This window comes from Nostoc sp. NOS(2021), from assembly GCF_017115025.1.
Taxonomy (GTDB): Bacteria; Cyanobacteriota; Cyanobacteriia; order Cyanobacteriales; family Nostocaceae; genus Nostoc.
The window spans coordinates 25,677-40,127 of record NZ_JABXKM010000293.1 but is presented as its reverse complement, the minus strand read 5'-3'; the positions used below and the strand labels follow the sequence as shown (position 1 = coordinate 40,127).

The window sequence follows — 14,451 nt, the reverse complement described above, 5'->3', positions numbered from 1 at the left end:
GCTTTATGTTCCGACCTTAAGAGGTTGTTTGAAAAGTCCTATTGTAGGTATCAAAACGTTCTAGATCCTCCTAAATACCCCGATAAATTCGGGGACTTTGATTCCGGTTCCCCCCTTTTTAATGGGGGAACCGGAATCAAGAAGTGCCTAAAATCACAGCCAAATACTTTTCAAACATTCTCTAAGGAAAAAGGGCATTCTATGTAAAGACAAGCAACGTTGATATCAAGCAGCCACTAAACAGATGATTCAACAAAAATCCTCTATATTCCCTCATGCGCTAAGGCAAATCGGAGGCACCTTTGTTTTGGCGATCGCCTATTATGAAATGGCTGAAATTTCACGGCACCTTGCCTCCACACCCCAGAATGTGACTCCAGTTTGGCCCCCGGATGGAATTGCTGCTGGGGCTGTTCTGTTGTTTGGTAATTGGATCGGGTACGGTGTTTTGCTGGGTTCATTTCTCGCCAACTTCTGGGCGTTCCGAGATCCAACAAGTTTCTTATCCCTAGTGATTTCAACGCTACCAGTTCTGGGAATTGCGATCGGAACAACTCTGGGGACTCTGTTGGGTGCCTTCCTGCTGCGGAAAACTACCAACCTTCACTATCCCTTAGAACGTGTCCGCGACGTGTTCAAATTTTTGATCTTAACCGGCATGGTGGGGCCGATGATCAATGCAACTGTGGGAGTCGCTTGCTTGGCGTTGAGTGGTAAAGTTCCCTGGACAGCGTATGGGACAGTCTGGTTAACCTGGTGGATTTCTAATGTTTCGGGAATTTTTATCGTCACCCCGATTCTGCTTAGTTGGGGGCAATTCATTCAAAAAAAACGACATCCAATCTGGCAATGGTTATCTCTCAGTTCAACTTCAGAGGATTCTGAAAATCTCCCTCATTTTCGACACTCAAGAGCAAACTCACACCGTTTAATATTCTGGTTAATTGTAGAGCCAGTTATCCTGATGGGGTTGGTCATTCTCATCGCCAAAGTTGCTTTTGGTAAGGGATATCACCTGGAGTATATGTTAATTCCGATTTTGATCTGGTCTGCCTTTCGACTAGGGCAACCGGGTGCAACGCTGTTAACTTTTATTGTGGCTGCGATCGCAGTGATCGCAACCGTTAATGGCAAAGGTGGTTTTGTGACTGCGGATCTCAACGAATCTTTGATGCAACTGCAATCGTTTATTGGCGTGATTACACTCACCATTCTTGTACTGACAGCAACGATCGCCGAACGAACACAAGCAGAAAGCAAGCTGCGTTTAGCTTTTGCCGAATTAGCCAGAACCAATGAAACTCTGGAAGTTCGAGTTCAGCAGAGAACTGAAGAATTGAATCAAAAGAATACGACTCTGAAGCAAGCCCTACAAACACTCAAACGCACTCAATTGCAGATGATTCAGAGTGAAAAAATGTCTGCATTGGGACAGATGGTGGCAGGGGTTGCCCATGAAATCAATAACCCGGTTAATTTCATTCATGCCAACTTGACTTATGTTTCTGAGTATATCCAAGGTTTGTTGAGAGCATTGCAAGCTTACCAACAGCACTATCCCAATCCACCTCAAGCCCTGGACACAGAATTGGATAAGCTTGAACTGGACTTTTTACAGGAAGATTTGACCAACATTCTTCAGTCGATGGAAATTGGTACCGAGCGTATCTGTACTATTGTGTTATCGCTGCGGAACTTCTCGCGCTTGGATGAAGCAGGATTGAAAGCGGTAGACATTCATCAAGGGATTGATAGTACCTTGGTGATTTTGCAACATCGATTGCAAGCGACAGCCGATCGCCCACAGATCCAGCTTATTAAAGAGTATGGTCAGTTACCACTGATTGAATGTGATCCTGGCTCCCTTAATCAAGTGTTTATGAATCTTTTGAGCAATGCTGTTGATGCATTAGAAGAATCTAATCAGGGGCGTTTGTTCCAAGACATTTCAGCCAACCCCAATGCCATCTGGATTCAGACTCGTCAAATCGATACAAACCAAGTGATGATTATGATTTCTGACAATGGAATAGGTATTTCAAAAGAGATTCGCTCTAAACTATTTGATCCTTTTTTCAGCACCAAGCCCGTTGGCAAAGGCACTGGTTTGGGTTTGTATATCAGCTATCAAATTGTAACTGAGAAGCATGGCGGTAATCTTTGGTGTGAGTCCACACTTGGGCAAGGCACAAAGTTTGTGATTGAGATTCCTGTAAAAGCTCAGAAGATTGCTTGAGTAAGCACAATATCAGCACGAATGATGAATAGGGCATTGGGCATTGGGCATTATAAGGAGAATTTCGAGAAGCGATGCCTACGTTGGTAACAGAGTTTGCCCTTCGGCAAAGCTCAGGGTATAACACCTGCCCTGAGCTTTGCCGTACCCTTCCCTACGGGACGCCAGGGGCGAACGGGAAGCAAGCTACGTGTAGCGTCTCGTAGAGAAGGGTCAAAGTGCGGGCTTCGCCTACGCATTTATTACTTCCGTGAAGTCGTTTGTTGCTTCTGTGATGCCGTTTGTTACTTCTGTGAGGCCGTTTGTTGCTTCTGTGATGCGGTTTGTTGCTTCCGTGATGCCGTTTGCTATATCGGTGATGCCGTTTGTTGCTTCCGTGATGCCGTTTGCTATATCGGTGATCGCATTTGCTATATCGGCGATCGCATTTGCTATATCGGCGATCGCATTTGCTATATCGGCGATCGCATAGTAGCATTTTGGAAGCGATCGCTTTACTCAGATGTGGTAAGCAAAACGTATTTACGAAAGGAATGTCTGTTTCGCTGTCAATTGAAAGTTTGCCAATATTCCGCAGACCTGCAACATTTGGAGGAACGGGAAAAGATCCTCTTTGGCAAATTGACGACAGCAAAATTACCGGAGATATTAAAGCTGTCCAAGATAGCCCCACTCACGTCAGTATTTTGCCAAGAGCTACAATGCTTTTAGAGAAATACGAAGCAGCGCTGGCAAATACTCAGAATGATTGGGACAAAGTTTAACAGTCTAATTCATTCAACGGGAGAACGGTGATGGCGTGGACGTTTACCTTATCGGCTGAATGTGGAGTAGAGCAAGCCGGAGCAGAGCGATTTGCCCAGCATTTTGATCAAATTTCCTGGGTTCTCTCAAACGGTAAACAGTCCCAATGTCGGACATCAATTTTTCAGGACATTGAGGAGAACTGGTGGTGTCGAGTTTGTCCGAGTGGTATTAGTGAGATTGGAACTGATACACCAGAAAGTGCTTATCTGATGACGGAACTGGGTATTTTGCTGTATCAACGTTTACAGTCTGCTCCACTTTTTCGGTATGCCTTGGTGGGCGTGGAAGTAGATGAGTTTAGAACTTATAGCGAATTGATTGAAGAGTCTTCTACTTTGGCGTTTCCGGGATTGGTTTTAGCTGAAACAGTTTGGCAAGCAGTTGGCTCATCTTCAGCGTTTAGACCATTCAGTTCTAGATATGTTTGGAAACTCTATGAAGGTGAAGTCTATAAACCGCTAATGGCATCGCCAGACTTGAAGAGCAAGCTGAATGAATTGCTGGCTGTGGGGTAAATGCATTCATTGGAGGCGATCGCAGCATAACATCGGTGCGAACCCTGTGAGAAGTGGGTTAAAATCGGCCAAATTTTCTTTAACCAAATTCGGTGAATTTAAGTCCCACGGTTCAAAAATCACGCAAGTTTTGTGGCTCTTGTCTTTATCCCGGTTGCAAAGCTTAATTACGAATTACGAATTACGAATTAATCAAGTACCCAAGATAGATGTAATAGTATCTAAAATGTGCTATCTACTCAATACTGCTAAACGTAGGATTGAAAATTAGGATTTTTCTACATAAAATTAAAAATCTAAAATTAAAAATTGGTAACACTGATGGTTAGGAGTGCTAGAGTTTCAAGAAATTCACCGGAACTTTTCAGCGGGTATTCATGCTGAAGAAACTACAGAAAAAACAAATTTCGATAATTGCGGGTGCAGCACTATTTGCCTTTTTAGCTGGGGCAATGGTATCAGCACCTCAGATTGGCAAGTCTGTGGGGCAATGGCTCAAACTGAGTCAGAATAAAGCACAGCCAACATCAGAGGGTAGCATTGCCCAATCAGCCGTCTTTCCACTGATATCAGAATCGCTGCCAGAACGGGCGGCAAAACTAGCAGCGATCGCCGGACAATCCAGTTCGCCAGACCGAAATCGCGCTCGTTATCTTTTGGCGAGTGATTACATTGAAAGAACCCAAGCCCAAAAAGCCCTGCTTTTACTCCAAGGACTAGAGAAAGACTATGCCATCCTCGCGCCCTACATTTTGCTGAAACAGGCGCAGGCACAGGATATACTGGGCAATGACGGCAAAGCCTCGGATCTCAGGCAAAGCGTGCTGAAACAGTATCCCAAAGAAGCGGCGACAGTGAAAGCGCTATATCTGATTGCTCAACCCAAGCAACAAGAAACCGCGATCGCTCAATTTCCTTCTAATCCTCTGACTTGGGAAATTATCCGCAAACGCTTGCAAGAAAATCCCAATCAGCCACAATTAGAGTTGATTTTGGCTAAATATGCCTATGACCAACCAGGGATAGTGGGCGTTTTGGATCAGTTAGTAAAACAGCCTACCCTGAAACCCGAAGACTGGGAACTCATTGGTACAAGCTATTGGGAAAATAATCAATTTCTCAAAGCGGCGAATGCTTATGCCCAAGCACCCAAAACATCGCGCAACCTCTACCGCACCGCACGGGGGTTACAGGTAGGAGGCAAAGATAAAGAAAAAGCGATCGCCACCTATAAACAATTAGTGCAGCAATTTCCAAATACTGAAGACACTGGGAATGCACTACTGCGGTTAGCAGAAATGGCAAAAACACCTAAAGACGGCTTACCCTATCTTGAGCAGGTAATTAGTAAATTTCCGAAACAAGCTGGTACTGCATTGGCACAAAAAGCCAAAACTCTCCAAGCCCTCAATAATCAAAAGTCAGCTAGCCAAGCATGGCAATTACTCATAGCCAAATACGGCAATTCTGATGAGGCGGCAGAGTATCGCTGGAAAATCGCCCAAGATAAAGCCAAAACCAAAGATTACATCGGTGCTTGGCAATGGGCAGAACCAATTGTCACCAACAACCCCAACAGTATTTTGGCTCCGAGAGCAGGCTTTTGGGTAGGAAAATGGGCAGCTTCGCTAGGGAAACAGCAGCAATCTCAAACAGCTTATGAGTATGTGATTAGCCAGTTTCCCTACTCTTACTATGCATGGCGAGCCGCGACGATGCTGGGGCTAAATGTTGGCAACTTTGACAACGTGCGCGTCATGAACCCGGAAGTAATCACACCCCAGCGTCCATTACCGCCTGCTGGTTCTGAAACTTTCAAAGAATTATATCTGCTGGGTCAAGACCGCGATGCTTGGTTACAATGGGAAACAGAATTTCAGAACAAAATTCAGCCAACGGTAGCAGAGCAATTTACTGAAGGGTTGATGCGACAGGCTAAGGGAGAAAATCTCATCGGAATTGACAAAATTTCTAAATTGGAAGACCGGGAAACACCAGCTGAACTTGCCCAATATCAAACTTTAAGCAAGCAAATCACCTATTGGCAAGCCCGTTATCCATTTCCCTATCTCCGGGAGATTGAAAAGTGGTCTACTGAGCGTAAACTCAATCCCCTGTTAGTCACTGCCTTAATCCGTCAGGAGTCACGGTTTGAGCCAAAAATTAAATCCGTTGCTAACGCTACTGGTTTAATGCAGCTGTTGCCGAGTACAGCTCAATGGATTGCCCCACAAATCAAGGTGGATATCAAAACCATAAACTTAGAAAATCCCAACGATAACATCATGCTGGGTACATGGTATTTGGATCATACCCATCAGCAATATAACAATAACTCCCTGCTCGCGATCGCCAGTTACAATGCTGGCCCTGGCAATGTCTCCAAATGGCTGCAAACTCAAACTACACAAGATCCAGATGAGTTTGTTGAACAAATTCCCTTTGATGAAACTAAAAATTATGTGCGGCAAGTATTTGGCAACTACTGGAATTATCTGAGGCTTTACAACCCTGAGATTTCTGGCATCGTCGCCAAGTACTCGGCTACACACCCACAACTACCGGCGCGATAATCTGAGAAAGTTATGAGTTGTGAATGTTGAGTTAAAGCAATTTTTTAATTCAAAGTTCACAACTCTAGTACTTACACATTGACAGTGTTTGCTTCCTGATTCACAAGGGCTAAAACCCCCATTATTACTTGCGGTTTCAAAAGTTTGTGGTTTACTGGGTATGGATCTTGAAGAATTTTTCAGTCGGTTGAATGCTGGAGAGACTAACTTTGCCGGTGTTGACTTGAGAGGTGTTTGCTTGATCAGATCCGACCTGAGAGATATCAACCTTAGTGGAGTTGACCTGAGAAATGCCGACCTGACTGATGTAGATTTGGCTCGTGTCAACTTGACGGGTGCTAACCTGAGTGGTGCTATTTTGCTGAATGCCAACTTGGAATACGTTATTTTGATAGGGGCTGACCTCAGTGGTGCTGATTTGGACGGCACCGGCTTTGAGAATGCTGACCTCAGTAATGCCAATCTCAGAAATGCCATTATCGGGAACGTTCGTGATGCCATTCTCTGCAATACCATTTTGCCAAATGGAAGAATTAGCAATGATGGTTGTGGACGTGGATGAACAGTAAACCAAAAACTTTTTCTCCAAAGAGCGATACCTGTGGCGGGCTGCGCCTACGCTGTTTTTTCTGTTGAGAGGGTGAAGCGATCGCTAATAGCTTGAGTTGAGCGCATCTGTAAGTGGTAACATATCTTAAATATATTAAATTTTATTTTTTTCGCACCCTCCTTAATTTTTGTGCCCAATGGAGTTAACTTCAAAAGAATTTAAGTCAGAACTGATATTAGAAGTCCAAGCCTGCCTACAATTGGCAGTTCCTCTGGTAATTACTCAAATATTAGAAGCGGGCATTCCTTTATTAGATGGCGTGATGATGGGCTTACTTAATAGCCAAGCTTTAGCTGCGGGTGCTTTAGGTGCAGTGGCCTTTTCTACTCTAGCTTCCGTTTGTCGTTCTATTCTTTCAGCAGTAGGTGCAAGTGTCGCCAATGCTTTTGGTGCTGGAAAAGTAGACCAAGTTAGCCGTGCTACCGGTCAAGGAATTTGGTTAGCTATGACCATGTGCTTACCTGTGATGTTTGTCATTTGGCACTTTGACTATATTCTACTGCTGACTGGTCAAGAAGAAAGCAATGTGTTATTAGCTCAAACATATTTGCGGTCTATTGTTTGGGGTTTTCCGGCTGCGCTCGGTTTTTGTATCTTAAAAGAAGTTAGCTCTGCCCTGAATCGCCCCCAATTCCTAACAGTAATTACGGTGGCTGGACTATTATTGAATGCGGCTGCTAATTACATACTAATGTTCGGTAAATTTGGTTTACCAGCCCTTGGTTTAGCCGGTATCGGTTGGGGAAGCGCACTCATTTTTTGGCTGAATTTTATTGCCGTCGCCGGGTGGGTTTACTTCGACGACTACTTTAAAGACTACCAACTTGATTGCGCTCTGCACCAGTTCGATAAAGATATGTTTATAGATATCTTCCAAACTGGGTGGTTCTTGGGATTGCAGTATGGAGCAGAAATTGGAGTATTCACAGCTACTGCTTTAATGATGGGGTGGTTTGGGACAGACACGTTAGCAGCTCATGAAATTACCGTTGAGACAGAAAGTTTTGTCGAAACAGTATCTATAGGTATTTCCTATGCCATCACCATGAGAGTAGGACAGCTGAGGGGACAAAATGATCTTAAGGGTGCAAGCAGAGCAGGATTTGTCTGCATTGCGCTTGTTACTCCCTTTGTGAGCATTGTGGCACTAATTTTTTGGCTGTTTCCCAACTATATTGTCGCAATGTATTTGGACACCAGTAATCTGGATAATATCGAGATAGTTAAAACCGCAATTTCTTTCCTAGCCGTGGGGGCAATAGTCCAGATATTTTATTCTATTCAGACTATTGCTGCTGGTGCATTGATCGGGTTGAAAGATACTAAAGTGCCAGTGTTAATCACTATGTTCGCTTACTGGGGGGTAGGTCTAGGTGGCGGCTATCTGATGACATTCACTTTCGGCTGGGGTGCTATAGGTTTATGGTTGGGTTTAGTAGTAGGGCTACTCATGGGTGCAGTGCTTTTAACTTGGCGTTTTTATCTTTTGACTTCTGAGAGTCTGGTTGAACAGCTCTAAAAACTTCAGCTAAAATAAATTTTAAATTAGAAAAACTAAACAATTGAAGATATAGCAACTTGTAATTATGCTGACTCCTCAAGAGATAGAAAACTTGATTGACAATGCGCCAAAATGTGAAGTTCGTCAGAGTATAATTAACGGTTACGGGCTTTTTGCCAAGGAGTTGATATTAGAAGAAGAGCAAATAATAGACTTTAGCTTTTCCAATTTTTACCAAGAGGTTAGATATGCCGAGCAAACTGATGAATTTCTGAGGGAGGGTAAATTTATTGGAATTAGTGAGGAAATTTGTTTAACAGCTGAGGGTTCAACTAAGTTTGCGGCAGTCAATCATTCTCGAAATCCCAATACCCTGGTTGACCTTGAGAAACGCAAAGTATTTGCTTTGATAGATATTCAACCCAATGAGGAAATAACGATAGATGTGCGTTTGGAGCCAATGTCCAAGCGAGCAAAACAATTTTCACCGTGGCTTTGAGTGGTATCCGATTTCAACTCAAAAGATATTAGAGTGATTAGGGATTGTTTCTGCCGCACTAAGTACAGAACACCACAAAAAGGGTATGGAATTTAATCATTCGTAGGTTGGGTAGAACTTTAGTGAAACCCAACATCAAGTCTCAATATTTCCGAACCCCTTTTACAGTGACGTGTACTAAGTAAGTGGGCAAGAATAAATCAAACTATAGCAATCCTATTTGAGTTGTAAAAATTATCGAACCGCCAAGCCGCCAACGCGCAGCGTCTCGTAGAGAAGAGCGCCAAGGAAGAAGCAAAGAAGTTTACGAATCATTTCGGACTGCTATATCTTACGTAATGTAAAATAAATTAAATTGGCTCGTAGTAAGGACTTTAGTCCTTATTTTTTAAGCACTAAAGTGCTTACTACAAACTATCGCAACTAGCTTCAGCATTTGTATCTTTGCCATGCAGACTCGACTATTTCAGCAATGATTTCTGTGTATGTCACACTACCCAAACGTCCCATAATTGGCAAGTCTGAGCGGATATGATGTAGCCCTGGCAATGGGTTAACCTCCATAAACTGCAACACTCCATGAGCATCGCAGCGCAGATCGACGCGGGCAGCGTCACGGCAACCAAGAGTATGGTAAGCATCCAACGCCAGCTGCCTTGCCTGTGCTGCCAGTGCTTCGGGATCTATGAGTAAACGATAAGATACCCGTTTCAAATACTCATCCTTGTTGAGGGTAGTATAGGCGGAGGTTTCTGCTTGGTCTGTAAAAATTACTTCCATCACACCTACTACCCGTGATCTGCTGCCGTTACCAAGAATGCCCACTGTTAGTTCTCTACCGGGAAGAAAGGTTTCCACGAGTACTGGTTGCTGAAAAAGTTCGCGTAACAATTGATAAGTATTTACTAGCTCCTCGCGTTCTTTGACAAGAGAATGCCCAGTTACCCCTTTAGAACTGCCCTCCGCCACAGGCTTGAGGAAAACTGGCATTGGCAGTGACACGGCGGCGGCTTCTGCGGTAGTACTCACTACCTCAAAGGAAGCTGTCGGCAAACCGCGATCGCGTACTACCCTCTTAGCAAGCGCCTTGTCTAGCGTTAAGGCGCAGGTGAGCGGATCGGAAAAGGTGTAAGGTTGAGCGAATAATTCACAGACTGCCGGGACTTGGGCTTCACGAGAGCGACCCTTCAAACCCTCAGCAATATTGAAAATCAAATCCCAGCGATCGCCATTTGCTAACCTGAGAGCTAGTTCTCTACCATTGCCGACACGTTCAACCTGATGACCTAACTGAAATAACGCATCTTCCAGCCCGATGATAGTTTCTTCATCGTCGAACTCCATCACCTCAGAAGCGCTAAAACCAGCCTTAAGGTAGTCTGCCTTCAGGTCATAACACAGACCAATAAATAACCCCATAACCCTATGAATCTTAGTGAGAAAGCTTTCGCTGTTAGTTTTAATGTCCAAATCAGGTGTCTTCATTAAGGAATTCCAATTACTAAATCCTCAATGGAGTCGAAGATAGCTCATCAACGACATCAAACCATATAGGAGATTTCTCGTCAGGAGAACCGTTGTAGTTGGCAGTAATTTCTTCTCCCACTTCTATCTCTCGGTAGGCAATCAGATGTAACTCTCGGTCGGCAAACTTTTTCACATAATAAGCATTGGGATGGTAAGAATGGTTGATCAAGGAAGATAAACCTAGAGCGATCGCCGCAGCTTTATCTTCCCAATCGTAGTAATAGTTGCCCAAAATTGTTTTATCTAGGAATTCAACCTGTTCTGCGGGTATAACAACAACTGGCACTCTCTCAATGAGTTCTCCTTTCAAAAAGCGCTTCTGTGCGAAGACACCTCGACCTTTTAGGTTTGTATTACCAACAATCAACATTCCAACTAATCTCCTGCGATTACTTAGTTTTTTGGTTTGCCAAAAACTTAACAGAACTTTTCCAATTGGCTCTTTTAGATGATGGCGATCAACTCATATATAGTGTTAGCCCTACTCCACTGGATCTACATAGGTGTATGTCTTACCTGCCCAATTTCGCACTGTAGCTGTGCCCTTCTCGTATGCAAGTAGAGTCTCGGCTTGAATTGGGACTTTGCCACCACCGCCAGGGGCATCAATCACATAGGTTGGTACAGCGTAGCCAGTGGTATGACCACGCAATTTAGAAATTAGATCAAGCCCAGTTTGAACACTCGTTCGCAGATGTGCGGTGCCAACAACTGGGTCGCATTGGTAAAGGTAATAAGGTCGCACACGCAACTTGAGAAGACCGTGAAACAACTGCTTGAGGGCTTTTTCAGAATCATTCACACCTTTTAACAGCACGGTTTGACTGCCTAGAGGAATACCACCATCAGCTAGGCGATCGCAAGCTTGTGCTACTTCCGGGGTAAGTTCCCGCACATGACAAAAGTGCAAAGATAGCCACACGCGATGTTTACGAAGCAAGGCAACCAGTTCCGGTGTAATTCGCTGCGGCAAGAAACTCGGCACGCGAGAACCAATTCGGATAAATTCAATATGCTTAATGGCACGCAGCCGCCCCAGCAAGTTGTCTAAAGGTTCATCAGCCATCAACAGCGGATCGCCACCAGAAATTAGCACATCACGGATCTCGGTGTGTTCCTCTAGGTAAGTGGCGATCGCATCCAAGCGCCGCGTTACTGGGTACATCTCACCTTGGCTCACCAAACGAGAGCGGGTGCAGTAACGGCAATAAGCAGCACAAGTGTCTAGGGCAAGCAGTAACACACGGTCAGGGTAGCGGTGTACGAGTCCTGGCACTGGAGTGTCGTTATCTTCACCGCATGGATCTACCATGTCTGCTGTACTAACTATTAGTTCTTCTTCCCGTGGTATCACTTGTAACCGTAGTGGGCAAAGCGGATCTTCTGGATCAAGCAGTGATGCAAAGTATGGGGTTACGGCTACAGCAAACTTCTCTGGTGCGATTAACAGTCCCTTCTCTTCAGTAGCACTAAGCCTTAATAACCTCTGAAAGTGTTCCAGCTTAGTCAACCTATGCCGCATTTGCCAGCGCCAATCGTTCCAGCGTTCCTGGTTGTAAGTCTCTCCCAAAATCTGACAAATTTCTTCACACCGAACATCGGTTACGAGAGGATCTAGAATAGTATTTTTGATCATGATTAGAACTAAATTAATCTGAGAATAATAAACCAATCACAGCCTGGTTTATTTACCTACATTCGTAGATAAAAGAGAAAAGTATTGACAAATGTGACCATTTCTGATTTAAACTCCTCATCAAACAGGTAATAACTGTTGTGGCGTAGAAATATAAATAGTTTGGCTCGTTTGATGTCAGAGATGATGGCTGGTTCTGCCTCTAATAACAAGGATTTGACACATCCTCAGTACACTCTCAGTAATGATTAAGAGCGTTAATAATTACCTCAGATTTAAATGCCTCAGTCTTAGCAACATGAATAGCTAGCTTTTTGTGAAGATGAGGTGGAATTTTAACATCGACTTGAATACAGGGCATGAAAACAAAGTTGAACTACTCTAAAAATGATACCAAAAGTTCAACAATAAGTATCTTCATACACAGAATATGCCTCTGCTGTCATGCTTGTTGATGTAATTATTTATTCTGCCACTAAACTTCAGAAAGACGTAGACGCTTCTTCGGCTTGTCGCCGAGGAAACGATTTACTGTAACTCTTCCAGACTCGGTATTTGAAGATTTAGAGGTGTTGGCAGATGCACAAGGCAGACCGACAGCCAACCTCGCAGCTTTTTTGATTGAGATAGGTATTAGGCAGGCTAAAGAAGGCAACGAATTTCCAGAAAAACCAAAAACCTCCTTCAAAGCCAAGCAGGCTAAGAAAGAGGCATGAATCCAAACACTATCGACCCACTAAGGATGAAAATAATTTTTCTGGTGTGAAAGAAGATAATTTTCTGACTTAAGTCAAGCAAGTATGCTTTCATCTTTATCTGAGTAAAAACCGACAACATAGTTCACTAGACCAGGAAACGCTATAAAGCCGTTACGAATCTTGAGCAACTTGTACTTAGTAACTGAAATCATTAGTATTACTGAATGATGTCAACTGTGACTTGACCTCATTGAGGTAACTTGGATCATTCAAAATTATTAAGACCCATCATGTGATACGCAAGAAAAGCAGTATCAAAGGGTTTGAGGCAATTAACATTCGTGGAATGGCTAGGTAAAACGTCAGAGTTGACGGCTGTATTTATTGATGCGCCACTTTTGTTATTGTTGGCTGTATAAAGGCTAGTGATTTTAGCCATACAATTAATCCAAGCAACAATATGTGCAGAATTTATCAAGTTTGTAAGTTTCATAGAGTTATCCTCAACTAGAACAAAATACAATCAGTCAGTGTTCTCTAGTAATAGAGTCCACTGTTTTATAAATATCAACATCCTATACTCAGTTTATCTGATAGCTTTATTTGTAAATTACACAAACGGCTGAGTCAAATTAACCCAAATATGAGAAATAGGGAATTTGCAGAATATTTAGCAAGGAAATAAGAACTGATAAAAGGCAAAGGTACGCTACATAAAATCCTTTAGTGACAAGCATTTATATAAAGTGCGATCGCCTACATATATGTAATTGTCGTATTTCCTTATAGATATTTTTTGCTTGAGGCTATAAACCGAAATCCAACTTTTTTTTTGGCTAATTAAGTTTGCATACCAATATGCTAGGAAATATTTCTGATAGAAACAAATGTTTTTGTTTCTTAAATACATAAATAAAAGTGATTGTAATTAATACTGGAGGGAAACCTCGCCAAAGTGTTGCCTCTTACTGACTTCTGAATTCTTTCTTGATAAATTAGGAGTCATGGCAATACGCTTCGGATAAGACTTTATTCCCCCAACCCCCCTTAAAAAGGGGGACTAAGAATGGCTCTATTTCCCCCTTTTTAAGGGGGATTAAGGGGGATCTTTAAGGACTATGCACCTTATACCAATTCTATGTGAGGCTGCGCTTTATTCACGTAGGGGCAATTCATGAATTGCCCCTACAGCGCGGTTTTGGGTAAGTTCTATAGGCGCATCTTCAAAAATAAATGGTATTAACCGAACCGTATTGGGAGTTATAGAACAAAAGTACCCATGTTATTTAGAGAAGATACGCCCAGAAGATTGAGAAAAAACTCTCTTTTTGTGCTAAATGCGACTTGATTTGTACTGCTAATTTTTGAATTTCCTTAGCACTCTTAGATGGTGAACACACCGATCAGCGTCACAGGTTCCATAAATTCACTACAAATAAGCTGATAGTGTCAAAATGTTATGTGTATAGTTTAGAGCCAAAGTCATTTATGCCGAAAGCAATTTGGAATGGAGCAGTTTTAGCCGAGAGTGATAATACCGTAGTTGTGGAAGGCAACCATTATTTCCCTGTTGACACCATTAACAAGCAGTACTTCACAGAAAGTAACACCCACAGCACTTGTCCTTGGAAAGGTGTCGCCAGCTACTACAGTATCGACGTTGATGGGCAAATCAATAAAGATGCTGCTTGGTACTATCCCAGCGCTAAGGAGAAAGCTAAGAATATTGAAGGTTATGTGGCCTTCTGGAAAGGTGTAAAAGTTGAGGCTTAATAAAGGTTCCTGGAAGTATTTTAGTTTCAGGGACATTGATATTATGTCCGGCTAATTGCCCATAAAATAATTAGCC

General features: G+C 43.0%; 13 protein-coding genes. 10 read left to right on the top strand and 3 right to left on the bottom strand.

What is annotated here, in order from left to right; genetic code table 11:
- Positions 1-244 precede the first annotated feature (244 nt).
- From HWQ41_RS28810 to HWQ41_RS28775, 8 genes are all read left to right on the top strand, one after another.
- Positions 245-2,236 (top strand): MASE1 domain-containing protein, encoded by a 1,992-nt coding sequence (locus HWQ41_RS28810; protein WP_292770675.1) that lies wholly within the window; start codon positions 245-247, stop codon positions 2,234-2,236.
- Between the two features lie 250 nt (positions 2,237-2,486).
- The gene (locus HWQ41_RS28805) at positions 2,487-2,708 is read left to right on the top strand and encodes a hypothetical protein (protein WP_292770673.1); all 222 of its coding nucleotides are present in this window, start codon (positions 2,487-2,489) and stop codon (positions 2,706-2,708) included.
- Positions 2,644-3,000, top strand: a complete 357-nt coding sequence (locus tag HWQ41_RS28800; RefSeq protein WP_292770671.1) for a hypothetical protein — start codon at positions 2,644-2,646, stop codon at positions 2,998-3,000. Before HWQ41_RS28805 ends, HWQ41_RS28800 begins: the two co-directional genes overlap by 65 nt.
- A gap of 30 nt (positions 3,001-3,030) precedes the next feature.
- Positions 3,031-3,558: a hypothetical protein gene (locus tag HWQ41_RS28795; protein ID WP_292770669.1), complete on the top strand. Its 528-nt coding sequence runs from the start codon at positions 3,031-3,033 to the stop codon at positions 3,556-3,558.
- Positions 3,559-3,935: 377 nt separating this feature from the next.
- Positions 3,936-6,131, top strand: coding sequence for a transglycosylase SLT domain-containing protein (locus HWQ41_RS28790; protein ID WP_292770667.1), 2,196 nt, complete (start codon positions 3,936-3,938; stop codon positions 6,129-6,131).
- A 160-nt stretch (positions 6,132-6,291) separates the two neighbouring features.
- A complete protein-coding gene (locus tag HWQ41_RS28785; protein ID WP_292770665.1) occupies positions 6,292-6,693 on the top strand; it encodes a pentapeptide repeat-containing protein in 402 nt (133 codons plus the stop codon).
- 184 nt (positions 6,694-6,877) lie between these two features.
- The gene (locus HWQ41_RS28780) at positions 6,878-8,260 is read left to right on the top strand and encodes an MATE family efflux transporter (protein WP_292770663.1); all 1,383 of its coding nucleotides are present in this window, start codon (positions 6,878-6,880) and stop codon (positions 8,258-8,260) included.
- A gap of 94 nt (positions 8,261-8,354) precedes the next feature.
- Entirely contained in the window at positions 8,355-8,741 is a 387-nt protein-coding gene (locus tag HWQ41_RS28775; RefSeq protein WP_292770661.1) for an SET domain-containing protein, read from the top strand.
- Between the two features lie 429 nt (positions 8,742-9,170).
- On the opposite strand, the gene HWQ41_RS28770 is transcribed toward HWQ41_RS28775, so the two are convergent.
- The 3 genes from HWQ41_RS28770 to HWQ41_RS28760 all read right to left on the bottom strand — a co-directional run bounded on the left by HWQ41_RS28770 (position 9,171) and on the right by HWQ41_RS28760 (position 11,904).
- Positions 9,171-10,226, bottom strand: coding sequence for a D-alanine--D-alanine ligase (locus HWQ41_RS28770; protein ID WP_292770659.1), 1,056 nt, complete (start codon positions 10,224-10,226; stop codon positions 9,171-9,173).
- 16 nt (positions 10,227-10,242) lie between these two features.
- Positions 10,243-10,638, bottom strand: coding sequence for an SET domain-containing protein (locus HWQ41_RS28765; RefSeq protein WP_292770657.1), 396 nt, complete (start codon positions 10,636-10,638; stop codon positions 10,243-10,245).
- A gap of 111 nt (positions 10,639-10,749) precedes the next feature.
- Positions 10,750-11,904 carry a KamA family radical SAM protein gene (locus HWQ41_RS28760; protein ID WP_292770655.1) on the bottom strand — a complete coding sequence of 385 codons (1,155 nt, stop codon included), beginning with the start codon at positions 11,902-11,904 and terminating at the stop codon, positions 10,750-10,752.
- A 509-nt stretch (positions 11,905-12,413) separates the two neighbouring features.
- Here HWQ41_RS28760 and HWQ41_RS28755 point away from each other — a divergent pair.
- Positions 12,414-12,620 (top strand): hypothetical protein, encoded by a 207-nt coding sequence (locus HWQ41_RS28755; protein ID WP_292770653.1) that lies wholly within the window; start codon positions 12,414-12,416, stop codon positions 12,618-12,620.
- 1,470 nt (positions 12,621-14,090) lie between these two features.
- A complete protein-coding gene (locus HWQ41_RS28750; RefSeq protein WP_292770651.1) occupies positions 14,091-14,375 on the top strand; it encodes a DUF427 domain-containing protein in 285 nt (94 codons plus the stop codon).
- Positions 14,376-14,451: the final 76 nt, after the last annotated feature.

What these genes read in the sequence shown, in the direction of transcription:
- HWQ41_RS28810 (WP_292770675.1), top strand. Translation starts at nt 245, where the DNA reads ATGATTCAACAAAAATCCTCTATATTCCCTCATGCGCTAAGGCAAATC.
- HWQ41_RS28795 (WP_292770669.1), top strand. Translation starts at nt 3,031, where the DNA reads ATGGCGTGGACGTTTACCTTATCGGCTGAATGTGGAGTAGAGCAAGCC.
- HWQ41_RS28790 (WP_292770667.1), top strand. Translation starts at nt 3,936, where the DNA reads ATGCTGAAGAAACTACAGAAAAAACAAATTTCGATAATTGCGGGTGCA.
- HWQ41_RS28785 (WP_292770665.1), top strand. Translation starts at nt 6,292, where the DNA reads ATGGATCTTGAAGAATTTTTCAGTCGGTTGAATGCTGGAGAGACTAAC.
- HWQ41_RS28780 (WP_292770663.1), top strand. Translation starts at nt 6,878, where the DNA reads ATGGAGTTAACTTCAAAAGAATTTAAGTCAGAACTGATATTAGAAGTC.
- HWQ41_RS28770 (WP_292770659.1), bottom strand. Translation starts at nt 10,226, where the DNA reads ATGAAGACACCTGATTTGGACATTAAAACTAACAGCGAAAGCTTTCTC.
- HWQ41_RS28765 (WP_292770657.1), bottom strand. Translation starts at nt 10,638, where the DNA reads ATGTTGATTGTTGGTAATACAAACCTAAAAGGTCGAGGTGTCTTCGCA.
- HWQ41_RS28760 (WP_292770655.1), bottom strand. Translation starts at nt 11,904, where the DNA reads ATGATCAAAAATACTATTCTAGATCCTCTCGTAACCGATGTTCGGTGT.
- HWQ41_RS28750 (WP_292770651.1), top strand. Translation starts at nt 14,091, where the DNA reads ATGCCGAAAGCAATTTGGAATGGAGCAGTTTTAGCCGAGAGTGATAAT.